The organism is Planococcus sp. VCh962 (genome assembly GCF_057748275.1).
This window is the reverse complement of the sequence record NZ_JBYLHS010000002.1, coordinates 77,222-92,037: the sequence shown is the minus strand read 5'-3', so window position 1 is coordinate 92,037 and position 14,816 is coordinate 77,222. Positions and strand designations below refer to the sequence as shown.

11 protein-coding genes are annotated in these 14,816 nt (G+C 36.0%); 10 read left to right on the top strand and 1 reads right to left on the bottom strand.

From position 1 onward, the window contains the following. Nucleotides 1–305: 305 nt before the first annotated feature. The 5 genes from AC3AQ9_RS07945 to AC3AQ9_RS07925 all read left to right on the top strand — a co-directional run bounded on the left by AC3AQ9_RS07945 (nt 306) and on the right by AC3AQ9_RS07925 (nt 7,784). Nucleotides 306–770, top strand: a complete 465-nt coding sequence (locus tag AC3AQ9_RS07945; protein WP_488306931.1) for an S-layer homology domain-containing protein — start codon at nt 306–308, stop codon at nt 768–770. 617 nt (nt 771–1,387) lie between these two features. Then, a complete protein-coding gene (locus AC3AQ9_RS07940; protein WP_488307564.1) occupies nt 1,388–2,473 on the top strand; it encodes a glycosyltransferase family 2 protein in 1,086 nt (361 codons plus the stop codon). Between the two features lie 624 nt (nt 2,474–3,097). Then, nucleotides 3,098–4,921 carry an asparagine synthetase B family protein gene (locus AC3AQ9_RS07935; RefSeq protein ID WP_488306930.1) on the top strand — a complete coding sequence of 608 codons (1,824 nt, stop codon included), beginning with the start codon at nt 3,098–3,100 and terminating at the stop codon, nt 4,919–4,921. A 1,084-nt stretch (nt 4,922–6,005) separates the two neighbouring features. Then, on the top strand, nt 6,006–6,668 hold the full coding sequence (locus tag AC3AQ9_RS07930; RefSeq protein ID WP_488306929.1) for a sugar transferase: 663 nt from the start codon (nt 6,006–6,008) through the stop codon (nt 6,666–6,668). A gap of 24 nt (nt 6,669–6,692) precedes the next feature. Beyond that, nucleotides 6,693–7,784 (top strand): glycosyltransferase, encoded by a 1,092-nt coding sequence (locus tag AC3AQ9_RS07925; RefSeq protein WP_488306928.1) that lies wholly within the window; start codon nt 6,693–6,695, stop codon nt 7,782–7,784. A gap of 75 nt (nt 7,785–7,859) precedes the next feature. Here the strand turns inward: AC3AQ9_RS07925 and AC3AQ9_RS07920 are convergent, their stop codons facing one another. Further along, on the bottom strand, nt 7,860–9,038 hold the full coding sequence (locus tag AC3AQ9_RS07920; protein WP_488306927.1) for an O-antigen ligase family protein: 1,179 nt from the start codon (nt 9,036–9,038) through the stop codon (nt 7,860–7,862). A 206-nt stretch (nt 9,039–9,244) separates the two neighbouring features. Here AC3AQ9_RS07920 and AC3AQ9_RS07915 point away from each other — a divergent pair, with 206 nt between their 5' ends. From AC3AQ9_RS07915 to AC3AQ9_RS07895, 5 genes are all read left to right on the top strand, one after another. Further along, nucleotides 9,245–9,973 carry a YveK family protein gene (locus AC3AQ9_RS07915; protein WP_488306926.1) on the top strand — a complete coding sequence of 243 codons (729 nt, stop codon included), beginning with the start codon at nt 9,245–9,247 and terminating at the stop codon, nt 9,971–9,973. A gap of 6 nt (nt 9,974–9,979) precedes the next feature. Beyond that, complete coding sequence (locus AC3AQ9_RS07910) at nt 9,980–10,627, top strand: CpsD/CapB family tyrosine-protein kinase (RefSeq protein ID WP_488306925.1); 648 nt, start codon at nt 9,980–9,982, stop codon at nt 10,625–10,627. A gap of 166 nt (nt 10,628–10,793) precedes the next feature. Next, nucleotides 10,794–11,771: a glycosyltransferase family 2 protein gene (locus tag AC3AQ9_RS07905; protein ID WP_488306924.1), complete on the top strand. Its 978-nt coding sequence runs from the start codon at nt 10,794–10,796 to the stop codon at nt 11,769–11,771. 203 nt (nt 11,772–11,974) lie between these two features. Next, nucleotides 11,975–13,309 (top strand): UDP-glucose dehydrogenase family protein, encoded by a 1,335-nt coding sequence (locus AC3AQ9_RS07900; RefSeq protein WP_488306923.1) that lies wholly within the window; start codon nt 11,975–11,977, stop codon nt 13,307–13,309. Between the two features lie 485 nt (nt 13,310–13,794). Next, on the top strand, nt 13,795–14,814 hold the full coding sequence (locus AC3AQ9_RS07895) for a glycosyltransferase family 2 protein (protein WP_488306922.1): 1,020 nt from the start codon (nt 13,795–13,797) through the stop codon (nt 14,812–14,814). Nucleotides 14,815–14,816 lie beyond the last annotated feature (2 nt).

Genomic DNA, 14,816 nt, shown 5'->3' with positions numbered 1-14,816 from the left:
AATAATTTGTACAGCATCACAAATTCCTAGTTATCAGAATATTCTAAATTATACTATGATTTTATCATATTTGTGGTAAAATAATAGTAAATTGATATATAAATTTTATTTTCATACATAAGTATTACCGTGCTGAAGGACATGAGAATTATCCGTAAGGTCAATATTTCCTATGAAAAAAGGAGAATGTCTATGATAAAAAGGAAAGTTTATTTTTCTTGCCATTGATCCAAGGGCTGTCCAGGATTTTGGAAGGCAAGTTAATACCGGCAGCCATTAAGCCGGAACTCAAGGAGTGGCTCACAATGGAGCAACATCTAAGAAAGTTACTGGTCCTTCTCCTAATTCCCTTGATCGTCATACATTGGAACGGGGTGGCGGTTGCAGAAGTAGCGGTCGAATCGTCAACAGCACATGCGCCCGTACTCGATGACTCCCAACAGCAAACTAATATCACACGGGCTGAAGCCTCTAAAATGTTTGCCTTGGCGTTAGAATTACCGCTTCCGGCGACTGAAACCGTCTATAGCGATGTCCGCACCACGCATTGGGCAAAAGATTATATTGCAGCAGCGGCAAAGGCTGGATTATTCGATGGTTACCCGGACGGGACGTTTAAACCGGACGAGAACTTGACCCACGAAGAATTTGAGCAAATTTTAATGATGGCTTTGGAGCTGCAGAGAAATTCAGGCGATCAACTTATTGATGTCTCGGCAGCTATGGAACAACATACAGCAGCAACTTTTCCGAGATGGATTTATTATTGAGTTTTAAGCTTATTTCACCTTTCATAAGAGAATGGCTCCCTTTTTTGTCATGCTCCAGATAAAAAAACAAGCAACCGCTCTCATTGAAATCTTCGGATTTTAAGAGCGGTTGCTGTTTTTAGGAAGGCCCATCTATGATGAAATAGGTGAATCAACCAAGGAAATAATTACAAAACGAATTGATGAAAAATATTCTTTAATGTCCTGTAGGTTTAATGGAGAACAGTAGAATGTTTTCTCTGTTTTTAAAAAAATTATATGAAAATGAGGAGGCGCTACTGCTTTTGCCTTTACTTCATACATAATATTTTTACTATTAATTAAAATATCAATTCATCATTTCGGAGAAGCTGATAAAAGAATAAAGATAAGCCTTTGTTTTATTTTTTAAGTTTATTTTAATAATTAGATTTTTAAAATACATGGAATATAGTGACTTAGTCCAAAGGTAATGATAGAATGAGTGAAAAAACGTAATATTATCTTAATTTTCTGATTAATAAGATTGGCATTTCCCCTTAAAAAAGTGCTTAGAAGTTGGTTAGATATAGGGAAAAGCATAGAAAATCAAATGGTGTCGTGAAGAAATTTGAAGATAATGGCGGTGAATCAAGTTGGTGAAGCCAATAGGTTTAAGTGTAATCATTCCCATATATAATGTAGAAAATTATTTTGAGGAATGCTTGGAATCAGTTTTAGAAAGTAGAGGAACGCTGCCGAACATTCAGATTATCCTAGTCGATGATGGCTCCCTTGATGGTTCAGGAAGAATGGCAAAAAAATTTGCAGAAACTCATTTCAACGTTCTTTATCTGTTCAAAGAAAATGGGGGATTATCAGATGCACGAAATTACGGTCTTCAATATGTTCAATATAACTATGTCACCTTTATAGATAGTGATGATTCGATTCAGAAAGCGTATTTCGAAAAAATCATGGATGCGATTGAAAAACAACCTGACTTGATTGTCTTTGATTGGCTGGATGTTGAAGAAGGGGGCACTTATCAAGTGATGAAAGGCATGGATTTTTCAGAAATTCTTTGGACTGTCCAACCGAGTGCATGGAACAAAGTCTATAAAACTTGTATGTTTGATAATATCAAATTCCCAAAAGGCCGGGTTTACGAGGATGTTGCTGTAATCTTTAAACTGCTTTATTACACCAAGGATTATATTTATCTTGATAAGCCATTATACAATTATCGGAAAAATCGTAGAGGCAGCATTATCTCTACTATTTCGCCAAACATAAATGACCTTTACAAAGCTTTGGAAGACACTTACTGTTTCTATCTTGAGCAGGGTGCTCTCAAGGGGGAGAATCGCAAAGGTCTATGTTATCAATATGTCAAACTGCTTTGCTGGTCAAATATGTATAGGCAGCTCCGTTTTTTCAATTATGATTTCTGGAGCTTTTATCGGAAAATGAAAACCACCCGTCATTTGCTTTACAATCGCTTTCCAGATTGGAAAGACAACGATTTTTTGCAGCTGAATGCAGTATTCTTTAAAAGGCGGCTTGGAGAGGATTACATCAATAAGCTAGATCATATTGGGAAATCTCCACTAAGGACTTTTTATACCGTCGTGTACCTCATAGTAAAAAATCGAAAAAGATTTATCCAAGTCAATAAACTTCAATCAGGGAAGAGCAAAGTGCTGGAATTGAATAAGGAAGTTTTCGAATGGGAAAGATATTAAATTTGAGAAAAAATACATTTCAAAGATCCCTTATCTAATTGTGAGTTCAAAAGGTCAATATATTATCGGATTTTGATTATAGTCGCAGGTTATTACACTCCGTTTATGAATAAAGAGTTTAATTATTTATGCTCTTTACCAATCTTTATATTTAAAAATACAAATTGAAGTCAAGCTACTTTTTACGATCAACAAAGAGAGAAGCTCAGTGCAGTTTATACCGGGATTGAAGCGGTGGATCGGCTGCAATATTATTTTTATCCATCAGTTATTCTGTTTTACGATTATTTAATCCATACCATATATACGTTTAAAGAGTACAAGAGTCGTAGTAAGTTGATGCATGTAAATAAAATGATTGCATTAGCCAGCGTATCTTTTTGGTTTTTGTACTTTATTGTAAGAATAATTCAAGGAACTGGAGGAATAAGTCCTTATCAATTTATAGGTTAGCCAAAATATGCGGCTGACCTATAATTTTTCGGGCGGTAGAATGGAAATCTAAACGAAATTATTGGATCTGTATCTACATAGGGGCATAACTACCATGGTACTTATTTCATCATTAGCAAAACTAAGTCAAAGAGTTTGGAGTTTCTATTTTAGAAGGGGAGGGAGAAGAGAATGAGTGATTTCATTTATTCAAATCAGGCAGTAGAGAAAGGGAGTTTAACAAAAGACATCTGTTCGATTTACCATGAAGGTTTTCCAGAAGTGAAGGAATTTAGTGGCACCTGGGGAACGATGGCGCTTAGCCGAAATCCATATAATGGATTTCAAGTCTATGAAAATCCAAAGCATATTTGTGCGGTAGTAGGGGGGCCAGTGTTATTCTTTCGTGATAACCATTTTTTGCATAACGGCTCCGAAACAGAAGGGACACAAGCTATATTTGAACGATGGCAAGAAGGGCAGATGTGTTGGGATGAAGATTTGAGTGGGCCATTTACGATATTGATCATCAATAAGCAGACATCTGAAATTTTTTGTGCTACGGATTTAATGTCTTTCATTCCAGTATATGCTTATCAAACTGAACAAACAATGATGTTGTCAACCCATTTAAATGCATTAGCCCAGGCTTCCAACCAGCGATTCAATATAGACCTGGTTTCCAAAGTGGATTTTATCCTTCATGGAATAGTGACCTATCCTTATACGGTATACCGTAATATTTATCAGATACCTCCATCCTCTATTCACTTTTTTCAACAATCATCTCACCAAATAATTTCTGAATTTTATTGGATTCCCGAAGAGCGGGATCACTATCAGCCAATTGAGCAAGTGGCTAAAGAGTTGAGAGGAGCACTGGAGAGTTACGTAGCGAAAGTCACTGAAGGGATGCCTTATATCGCTCAATTCATTAGCGGTGGAGAAGACTCAAGGGTCTTGTCTGCGCTCTTGCCGAAAGAGCTAAATCGCCAAGCATTCATTTTTCTGGATTCGATGAATCGTGAAGGCATGCGAGCGAAAAAAGCCGCTGAAGCATACGGAGCTGAATTCAACTTATTTACCCGCCATAAAACACATTACTTGGAAATACTGCCTGCTGCAGCAGATATGATTGGAGATGGAGCGGAATACTTCCATGCACATTCTTTAAAGCTGGCCACTAAGTCCAAGTTAGCTGATTATCCAGCAGTTTTCGGCGGCTTCTGTTCCGATTCCTTGTTAAAAGCAGCCTGTATCGTACAACCAAAATTTATCAGCCGCCTTCCTTTCGTGCCGCAAATGAAAAAAAAGAAAGTGTTAAGGGGAGATCCGGTCAATAATTCCCTCTTTAGCAAAGAGTTGTTGAATGAACTTGTAAAGCGAAGAGAAGAGCGTTTAAATTTCATCAAAAAATTTAGGAAAGAGTCGGCTGAAGAATGGTTTGAGCTATGGCCAAGTTCAATGAATGACGCATCTTCGAATGTGCATGTCAACCGTCGGCTTTTCAAGAGCTATGAACCATTTATGGCGAATGGAGTGGTTAAAATAATCTCTGTAATTCCCCAAAACTGGAAGCTGAACCGGAGGTTATTCCACAAGATGGCAAAGCCTTATCTTAAACAAACTAAATGGCTTTTTCATTCTGATGGTAGACTGCCTTATTTCCCTTGGTATATTAATAGCTTTATTCAATTTATAGTATGGGGCTACCAGCAGGTCAGGAATCGAGTTGGGCTGGATAAAGAATTTCAAGGGTCTTGGGGAGAATGGAACCTGCTTTTTGAAAATGGGGAGTTTCAAAAATGCATCGATCAATATAGTGATGGAGCTAATGTAATAGCTACTGCACTCATGGAAAAAGATGTTAATAAGGTTTTTAAGAGCAACGAACTGGGGCTGATTCAGCGCATCAATTTGCTTCACACGCTGTACAGCAATCAGAAAAGTATGAAAGCGATTGAAGAAGATGTACTTCGAGAGAAGTACAAAACTTTTTCTACTTCAAGAGACTAGTATGAAAGCAGATTGTTATCCACTAAACAAGTCAATACAGTGGTCTTTGAAATGAATTCTTTTTCTGAGCAAAAGATTTTTAATTTCTGGAACTTTATATTTTTATAATAAAATGGTAGTTCATGAATCGATGATCTGCTTTTTAAAATCCAAAGGATTAATTTTTATAGAGTTTTTTAAAATTTTAATGCTTTTCTTTTTCAGGCTGTCGAGAAATTCTCGATAGCCTTTTCTCATTGCTCTTCAAGGCGAGTGCTTTCGCGGCGCCCTTAATCTCCTCGCTTGCTGGTGAAAATCTTATGCTCCTGTTTCTGTCTCTGGAATGCACTTGTATCGCTGCGCTGCTTCGTCGCAATGACTTGCCCACGAAGGTGTCGGGCAAAGTTTTACCTGGCGGACAGCGTAGCGACGAGCAAGTCGAAACCCCGCGGCAAGCGGAGCTGATTGGTGGAATATCGGTTAAGGAATGGTACCTAATACAAATTTCACCTAAAAAAGGAATGCCTTTAAGGCATTCCTTTTTTAGGTGAATGTATGAAAAGAAGAATAAAAAGTTTTATATCCAATGAAGTACATCTCTAACTTATTCTTAATAATTCAATTTAATGATTTATTTAGTCAGTGAAATAAACTGAAAATTCCTAAAATCTAATTCAATTTAGCAATTAAATATTATTGTAGACAATAAATTTAATATATTTAAAAATTAATAGTTAAATTTATTTATTTTAAAATTAAAATTTTAAAATTTTTATGATGACTTAGTCTTAAAGTAGTGTTAAACTTTATTAAAATTTAAATTTTTCTCAATTTTACGTCAAATGTGAATTCTTAATATTTCAAGTTTAGTGGGGGAGAACAACTAAAAAAATAATTACATAATTCACTCATCTTATTCTGCGGCCAAGGAAATTAAAGAACAGAAATAGTTTTTCCAAATTTCGTTGAAAATTTTTTGATTTGTGCTTCAAAACTTTTAGCAAGTAGGTCCACGTTATGGGTGATTAAAAATTCTTGAAGAAATGGTCATTATTAGATTTCTATGGATAAGAGAGGAGCTCTAACCATTATGAGAAATTTGCGAATGGATGATGAAATTACTCCAGTCACTTCTATGCCGCTAGACGTTAGTATTCAATATCGGTTTGTAAAACGAACTATTGATGTTATAGGTTCTTTAGTTGGAATTTTATTATTGATTATCTTGACACTCTTTTGTTCAGTCTTTTACTTGGTCGGCCCGAATAAAGGTCCGATTTTCTTCAAGCAAACACGTATCGGACAATACGGGGAGACCTTTCAAATCTACAAATTCCGATCTATGGTGCCAAATGCAGAAGAATTATTGAAAAAAGATGAAGTGCTGTATAAGAAATATGTTGTGAATAATTTCAAATTAGCAGCAGAGGAAGACCCGAGAATCACTTCTTTTGGCAGGTTTATAAGAAAAACCAGTTTAGATGAAATTCCTCAATTCATAAATGTCTTTAAAGGTGAGATGAGCTTAGTAGGTCCACGGCCAATCGTAGAATCAGAAATTGAAGAATACCGGGATAAGAAATATCAATTGTTCTCTGTAAAACCTGGCATTACGGGATACTGGCAAATTTGCGGGCGCAGTGATGTTAAATATCCGGAACGGGCAGAGCTGGAACTTTATTATATTAACCATCAGTCAATTTTATTTGACATTAAAATTTTATTTAAAACAATTGCGTTGGTATTAAAGAGAACTGGAGCTTACTAAGGTAGATTCTGGAGGGAAAAGGGAATGAAGAATATCTTGTTGGTAGGGGAATCATATAGCGGAGGAGTAAAAACGTACATCGATACAATTATGCTTCATCAGAAACAAGCGCCGCATATTCATCTTGAGGCTCTTGTTAGTACAAAAAGGTTGGAAAAAGGTGAAATAATCGAAGGAGATTATCTCATTGATGATAATTTATCATTTGGAAAGTCGCCTCTGAAATTGATTCGTGCTTTGTTAAAGCTCCATCGAGTGGTAAAGGAGAAGGAAATTGACGTCGTGCATGCAAATAGCACTTTTTCAGGAATTTTAATGTATATCTATAATTTTTGGAATCGAAAAGCATTTTATATTTATACTCCGCATGGTTATTACTCATTCAAAAGCATGGGAAAAGCAAAGAAATTTGCCGTTAGGTTTGTGGAAAGAAAGATTAATAAGTGTTCAAATCTAATTATTCATGTGTCACCCAGTGAAGAACGAGAAGCTATTGAAAATAAGCTCACTACAGCAGAAAAATCAATGGTCGTTTTGAATGGTTCAAAAGATCCTGAAGTGAAATCCTTCCGCAAGGCAGATGAACCTTTCACGATTGTCAATTTGGCTCGAGTGGATGATCCAAAAAATCCGTTTGAATTCATTGAAATTGCTCAGAAAATTTTGGAAAGAAATCTTAAAGTTCAATTTATCTGGGCCGGCAATGGAAAATACCTTGAGGAAGCACGGGAAAAAGTGAAATCTTATGGATTAGAAGAAAAAATTAAATTCATCGGATTTTCAGCTGCAAAGGAAAAAATATTGGAACAATCGGATTTATACCTTTCAACATCGCAATACGAAGGTTTGCCCTTTGCTGTTGTAGAGGCTATGTCCTATAAATTGCCCCTTCTTTTGACAGATATAATCGGACATAAAGACTTGATAGAAGGAAAAGAGAATGGACTGTTATTCAAGAATAAAGAAGATCGCGCTTTATATGAATTTATACAGGACCTTATCTATAATCGGGAAAAATGGCATTCCTTGTCTGATGCTTCATATCGTATCTTCAATGAAAGGTTTAATATTACTCAAATGTTAAATAAGTTAGTTGAAATCTATCAGAAAATTTAATGGAAAATCCATCTAAAAAGACAGGGATTGAATACCCTGTCCGAAGATTGGAATAATATTTACTATCAAGTCTTCTTAAAGCTTTCTAATTTTTGTATAGTTATAAGCCCAAGGTATGGCGAAGATAAACCAGAAATGACGCCAATGAATTGTATCGACTACTACGCTATTGAGAAGAAGTCCTAAAGAAGTAGCGAATATAACTATTAAGAATGGATCTTTCGTGATAAAAATCAACTTTATAGAACGATATAAAGTAGCAAGGGCAAAGCCGACAAAACCAATTAATCCAATAATTCCGTTTTCCGATAATATCCTTAAGAAAGAATTATGGGTAGCAAAACCAGTACTCTCTTCGTATTGTCCAGGGCCAATTCCAAAAGGATTGTTTAAACCCACTCCTAAGGCAGTTGCTTGGTTATTGAAGCGGTCATTGTCATAGGATTGATATTCAAAACGTTCATTAAACATTTCGTTAACAGCAGGTAATGATAAAACGAAAATAAAAATTCCATATAGCAACATTAGGGTGATCAATAGTTTTGATATCAACTTTAGAGAAGGTTCCAATAAAAATCTTAGCCCAAAATATACTAAAAAGGATAAAAGAAAATTCCCTAAAGCAGCTCTTGAAAAGCTAAGGAAAATTCCAAGTGACAAAATCAAAAAAATAACAAGCCACAAAGCTTTATTCTTTTTCTTTGGAAGTTCGATGAACGAATAGGCATACAAAGCAATAGGAATTAAAAAAGGGCCAAAAACATTAGGATCTTTAAATAACGCTTTTACTCGGCTATATTTCATCAGGACATCTTGCCAAGGAATTAGACTAAAAAAAGCTAATATTCCTAGGATTGCTGCAAATAAAGCGGCTACTGTGTAGCCGTTCATTAAAGCTTTTACTGCACCCTCACCGTACATTCCAATTAATCCTATATACAAGTACCAAGATAGAATTAAATAAACGGTGATAACGAAATCACGCAAACCGACTGCTGGATTAGCTAATTCGAACATTGAGATAATACAAGCGACTATAAATATGTAGAGGAATATTAATGCTGGAGCAACATTTGTATAAGGAAGCTTTAATCTCTGCAGTGCTATCCCGGCAATTAATAAAAAGACAATCCCTATATCGATAGGAGCTGGTTCAATTAATACGGTAGAACTCGAAGCCATAATTAAAAATACTAGAATTAGGAATGTTGAAACATTTTTTTTCTTGTGGGGAGCATTTTCGATGATTTGCATATTTCTCTTCCTTTCTTAACTGTTTATAATATTTTAATTTGTTTTTATTTTACAGATGATTTACTAAGTTTTTTTAGAAAATTTAAATATTTAATTTAAAAGATAACATAACTATGTAAAAACAGCTATGTTAAATAAAAAAATAGAAATTTACTTTTTTATTGAAAATAATATACCTATATTTGTAGGTTTTAGGAGGTTAGAAAATGGAGGAGAGAATTAATTTACGAGAAGTATTTGATTTATTGAAAAGGAGAGTTGGATTAATTTTTCTAATGATTGTGGTAATAACGATATTAGCGGGAGTAGTTTCTTATTATTTAATATCACCGATATATCAGAGTTCAACTCAAATTCTGATTAGCCAAGGCATGGCTGGGGAAGAAGGCTTAAATGAAAGTAATGTTCAAGTAGATTTGCAACTGGTAAATACTTATAGAGAACTTATCGAAAGTCCTGTAATTATGGGGAAAGTGATAGAGCAGCTTAAATTAAATACAACTGTGGAGGAACTGAAAAAGCAATTCACAATAAACTCAAATTCAGAATCTCAATTAATTGAAATATCGGTTTCAGATGAAAACCATAGAAAAGCTGCCGATATTGCCAATACAACAGCCGTTATATTCCAGGAAGAAGTTCAAAACATAATGAGCGTAAACAATGTCAAGATTTTGTTTCCAGCTGATGCTAAAGATAATGCAGACCCTATTTCACCAAGTCCATTTTTAAACATGGCAGTAGGTGCCGCACTAGGCTTAGTGTTGGGGATAGGTTTGTCAATCTTATTGTGGTATTTGGATACCTCAATAAAGAATGAACGCGATATTGAAAAGTATCTCGAAGTGCCGGTGCTAGCAGTAATTTCTACCATGAAAGACAGCCTTAAAGAAGATAATGCAGCGGAAGTTGTTTTACAGGAAAAGGAGGCCTGATCCAGTATGTTAAAAAAGAAAAAGAGCGATAATGAGCAAAAATCAATTGTTATTGCTGCGCCTCAATCTGCTGCATCTGAGCAATTTCGAATGCTTCGTGCCAATATTAATTTTTCGTCTTTGAATCAGAAGTTTCAATCACTTGTTATCACTTCCGCAACATCATCTGAAGGAAAATCATGGGTAGCGGCTAATTTGGCTGCTATTTATGCTCGAGAAGGTAAAAACGTATTGCTTGTTGACAGTAATCTGAGAAAACCATCAACTCATGAGACCTTCAATCTTCAAAATGATATAGGAATTTCCAGTGTGTTAGCCGGGCAGGCATCAGCAGAAACAGCAATCAAAAAGACCTTTGTTGATCACCTTGATTTATTGAACTGTGGACCAATTCCACATAATCCGGCTGAATTGCTTGCATCAGCGGCCATGGATAACTTTATGGAGTATGTAGAGAAAAGCTATGACAAGATTATATACGATTCACCCCCGATGCTTTCGGTAGTTGACGGCCAGATTTTAGCGAGTAAATGTGATGGCAGTATCCTCGTTATCGATTCAGGGAAAACTGATAGGCAGGATGCAGCCAAAGCGAAAGAAGCGATTATCTTATCAAATAGCAAATTGGTGGGTGTAATTCTAAATAATTTTTAACTCTGTAGAAAGCAGTTATTTAAAAAGTAAGTGCATGAGAAAACTTTGGCTCTGCCTGTTATGCAACGAGAGCCAACTGCTTTCACAATTGTGTGTGCTTACCATTCTATGGGGCTCGAATCTACGGAATAAATTTATTTGTGAATGGATGAAGGGATGAATGCTGATGACAGGAACAAATGAAATGATAAGTGTGATAATACCTACTTTTAACCGAGCTGAATTATTAAAGGCGGCAGTAAACAGCTTGCAAAACCAAACTTATCAGAATATCGAAATAATCATTGTGGATGATTGTTCGACCGATTCCACAGCACGAATAGTAGAAGGCATAGGCGATGACCGAATCGTCTATATTAGACACGAAGTAAATAAAGGAGGAGCGGAAGCAAGAAATACAGGACTTAAGCATGCAACTGGAGGGTATATTGGGTTCTTGGATTCAGATGATCAATGGTTGCCGGATAAATTAGAAAGACAATTAGCTGTTTTTAAGAGCAATCCAGAAGTTGGAGTCGTATACACAGGAATGAAAGTGTTCCAAGATGCATACTTAATCAAAGAAATTCTTCCGAAATACAGAGGTCAGCTTTTGTCAAAGCTAATAGAATCGAACTGCATTTATACGACTTCTTCTATTTTAGTGAAGAAGGACTTACTTGAACAAATAGGTGGATTTGATGCTTCACTTCCAAGCTGCCAAGATTGGGATTTATACATCCGTCTAGCACAAGTAAGCCAATTTGATTTCGTTAATGATTCATTGGTGTTGTATTATCAGCATTCCGGCGAACGGATATCAACTAATCATAAAGCAGTAGTCGATGGACATATGAAAATATATGAGACATATAATGAACTTGCTCAAGCTCAAGGGAAGGATGTATTCCAGAAATTCAGTATAAAAATAGCGAAAACCATATTTAGGATTGGCTTGATCAGCCAAGACAGGGAGAAAATCAATCTTTCAAGAAAAATCTTGGTAAAAGGGTTAGCGAAAACCCGTTCCACAACCAAAAATATATTTTTATATTTTTCAACTTACGTCAATTTAAAGCTTCTGCTCTACCTTCATAAACATTATGAACGGTTCAATACTGGATATTATTCATTTTCCTTAAAAAGAGTCTTAAATTCAAATTAACGGGATTGAAGCAGATTTACTCCTGGCAGTGAACTGAATATAGAACAAATAACTAAAGTATGGCGTCGTCAAAATACATGAATTAATCCACATCGTCATTGAATTAGCATTGAATGATAAAGAAATCGGTCATGATGTAAGGGGAATAATGATTTTTTCTTAATAGAGAGAAATGATGAAATAATTCAAGGGAGGTAAGGAGAATGGAAATTTCTGTAATGGGGACAGGGTACGTTGGCTTAGTAACTGGCGTTACCTTAGCAGAAATAGGACATAAAGTTACGTGTGTGGATATTGACAAACAGAAAATAGAAACGCTGAAAAAAGCCATATCTCCCATATATGAACCAGGTCTTAGCGAAATGATGGCTAAAAATATTTCAGCCAAGCGATTGTCCTTCACTAATGATCCATCTAATGGATTGGCAGCTGCTGATGTGATTTATATAGCGGTAGGAACACCGGAAAATGAAGATGGATCTGTTAATTTGAAATTTGTGGAACAGGCAGCACTTGATATTGCAGCCCATATTTCTCGGGACATTATCGTGGTGATAAAGAGTACAGTTCCAGTAGGAACAAATCATCGAGTCCGAGAGCTTATTCAAGCCAATTCAACTATAAAATTGCGTGTAGAAGTCGTTTCGAATCCAGAGTTTTTGAAAGAAGGGTCCGCTATAAATGATACTTTCCATGGTGACCGGATTGTTATCGGAGCTGACAGTGAGGAAGCTGCTTTAGCCATATCGGCAATCAACCAGCCGTTTGGATTGCCGATATTTCAGACAGATATACGAAGTGCTGAGATGATCAAGTATGCATCCAATGCCTTTTTAGCTACTAAAATCAGTTTTATCAATGAAATTTCTAATATTTGTGAGCTGGTAGGTGCAAATGTAGAAAATGTCGCTATAGGAATGGGGATGGACCAGCGCATTGGCAGCCAGTTTCTAAAAGCGGGAATTGGATATGGCGGTTCCTGTTTCCCTAAAGACACTAAAGCGCTGATTCAAATCGCCGGCAATGTCGATTATGACTTTGAAGTATTAAAAGGCGTTGTCAATGTTAACAGAAAACAGCAAGTGCTTCTAATTGATAAGCTGAAGAAGTGCCTAGGTTCTATAAAAGGTAAACGTATTGCAGTTTTAGGCCTTGCATTTAAACCGAATACCGATGATATGAGGGAAGCAGCATCTATTTTAATCACTACTGAACTGATTAAAGAAGGAGCTGATGTCATTGCCTATGACCCGATCGCCGTTGAAAAAGCCAAAACAGTGATACATCCCGACGTCCATTATGCTGCCACAATAAAAGAAGCGCTTGAAGGAAGCGAAGCAGCTTTAATTATCACGGAGTGGGAAGAAATCAAAGGATTTGATTTACAACTGACCCAAAAAATGAAGCGACCGCTTATTATAGATGGCCGAAATTGTTTCTCTTTGGAATTGATGAAAGAAAATAAAATCGAATATTATTCCATCGGCAGACCTTCTTTAACAGGGGCAGAAGAGCAAGAGTATATAAAAGTGAATTGACAGCGATGAAGTTTATGGAAGTGAAAAGCTGCGTCTTTTCATGATAATTGCGTAACAGAAAGCTTATAGCCAGCTTCAACAATTGCAAAGGACTTGACATTCGACTTTTTCAAATAAATGGAAAATTAAAATTACAGCTTCAAATTTGATTAATTCGCTACAGCTATTCATTAGTATGCGATTTTCAGCCTGAGGCCTATATCGGTGTTGGAACGACCGGAATATCAGGAGTGGAGTGGTGGCCAAGCACTGCAACATCCATTCGTACAGGAATTGCCGCACTGGAATATGTTGAGATATTTACAATGGTATTCATCTAATAAAGAGTTTAGTTCAAAGTATGACAATAGTGTTTTTTTAGACGGTCCTTGAGAGCCGTCTTTATTCTATTGTCTTAAATATTTGTCTGAGAGTATTACAAGCTGACTTCAGAAAAGTTATTAAAATTGATTTTTGAAAGTCAGGCCAATTAGGAGGAATATGGGATGGATGCAAAAATTTCAGTAGTCATTCCTGTTTATAATGTAGAGGCCTATCTTCCAAAATGTATTGAGTCGGTTAGAAACCAGACGCATAAAAATTTGGAAATCCTGTTGATCAATGACGGGTCCACCGACTGCTCTGGCACTATTTGTGAACAGTTTGCCGCTTTGGATACTCGCATAAAAGTCATACATAAAAAGAATGGCGGCCTATCTGATGCCAGAAATACAGGAATCGAGGCAGCTTGTGGCGATTATCTTGGATTTGTCGACAGTGATGATTGGATAGATGGGGATATGTATGAAGTTTTGTACAGTTTGATATCTAAATACGAGGCGGATATCGCCATTTGCCGATTAAGAGAGATTTCTGACAGAAAAATTCTTGACGAGTCCACAGAAGCTTTGGTGGTATGTAACGGAATAGATGCCCTTATGTTGATGATAAATAAAAAAAATAACTACAGTTTTAATCATGGGGTCACCAACAAATTAATCAAAAAAGAGCTGATTGAAAATTTCAGGTTTCCTGTTGGAATGTTAGTGGAAGATCTCTATTTCACACCTCCTCTTATTTACGCCAGTAAAAAATGTGTCTATAAAGATGTGGCCAAATACAATTACTTGACCGACAGACAAAACAGCATCATGAATTCTAAAGTGACTGTTAAAATGATTTTTGATGAATTGAATGGTTATCAAGAGCTGGAACGGTTCCTGTTCAGTAAAGAGATGCATGGTTGTATAACTTTTGTCCATGAAGTGTTTCTAAGCAGATTGCTTTTTTTTCATTACGAAGTAAAAAACAGTACTCTTAAAAATAAGGAAGAGATTCTTGCTGCGCTCGAAGAATTGTTTCATTTAAATTTTAATAAGTCCAACAAAATGTTGATGAAATCTAAGAAGCAATTGCAAATCAGCTTATTTGAGTTGTCACCGAAACTCTATAATCACCTACAAGGAAGCTTTAGAATGATAACAGCTTTCCAAAATAAAATTAAACTTAAAAAGATATTGTTATAGAG

Excerpts from the sequence above, each read along its gene's own strand:
- AC3AQ9_RS07945 (WP_488306931.1), top strand. The coding sequence starts at position 306 with ATGGAGCAACATCTAAGAAAGTTACTGGTCCTTCTCCTAATTCCCTTG.
- AC3AQ9_RS07935 (WP_488306930.1), top strand. The coding sequence starts at position 3,098 with ATGAGTGATTTCATTTATTCAAATCAGGCAGTAGAGAAAGGGAGTTTA.
- AC3AQ9_RS07930 (WP_488306929.1), top strand. The coding sequence starts at position 6,006 with ATGGATGATGAAATTACTCCAGTCACTTCTATGCCGCTAGACGTTAGT.
- AC3AQ9_RS07925 (WP_488306928.1), top strand. The coding sequence starts at position 6,693 with ATGAAGAATATCTTGTTGGTAGGGGAATCATATAGCGGAGGAGTAAAA.
- AC3AQ9_RS07920 (WP_488306927.1), bottom strand. The coding sequence starts at position 9,038 with ATGCAAATCATCGAAAATGCTCCCCACAAGAAAAAAAATGTTTCAACA.
- AC3AQ9_RS07915 (WP_488306926.1), top strand. The coding sequence starts at position 9,245 with ATGGAGGAGAGAATTAATTTACGAGAAGTATTTGATTTATTGAAAAGG.
- AC3AQ9_RS07910 (WP_488306925.1), top strand. The coding sequence starts at position 9,980 with ATGTTAAAAAAGAAAAAGAGCGATAATGAGCAAAAATCAATTGTTATT.
- AC3AQ9_RS07905 (WP_488306924.1), top strand. The coding sequence starts at position 10,794 with ATGACAGGAACAAATGAAATGATAAGTGTGATAATACCTACTTTTAAC.
- AC3AQ9_RS07900 (WP_488306923.1), top strand. The coding sequence starts at position 11,975 with ATGGAAATTTCTGTAATGGGGACAGGGTACGTTGGCTTAGTAACTGGC.
- AC3AQ9_RS07895 (WP_488306922.1), top strand. The coding sequence starts at position 13,795 with ATGGATGCAAAAATTTCAGTAGTCATTCCTGTTTATAATGTAGAGGCC.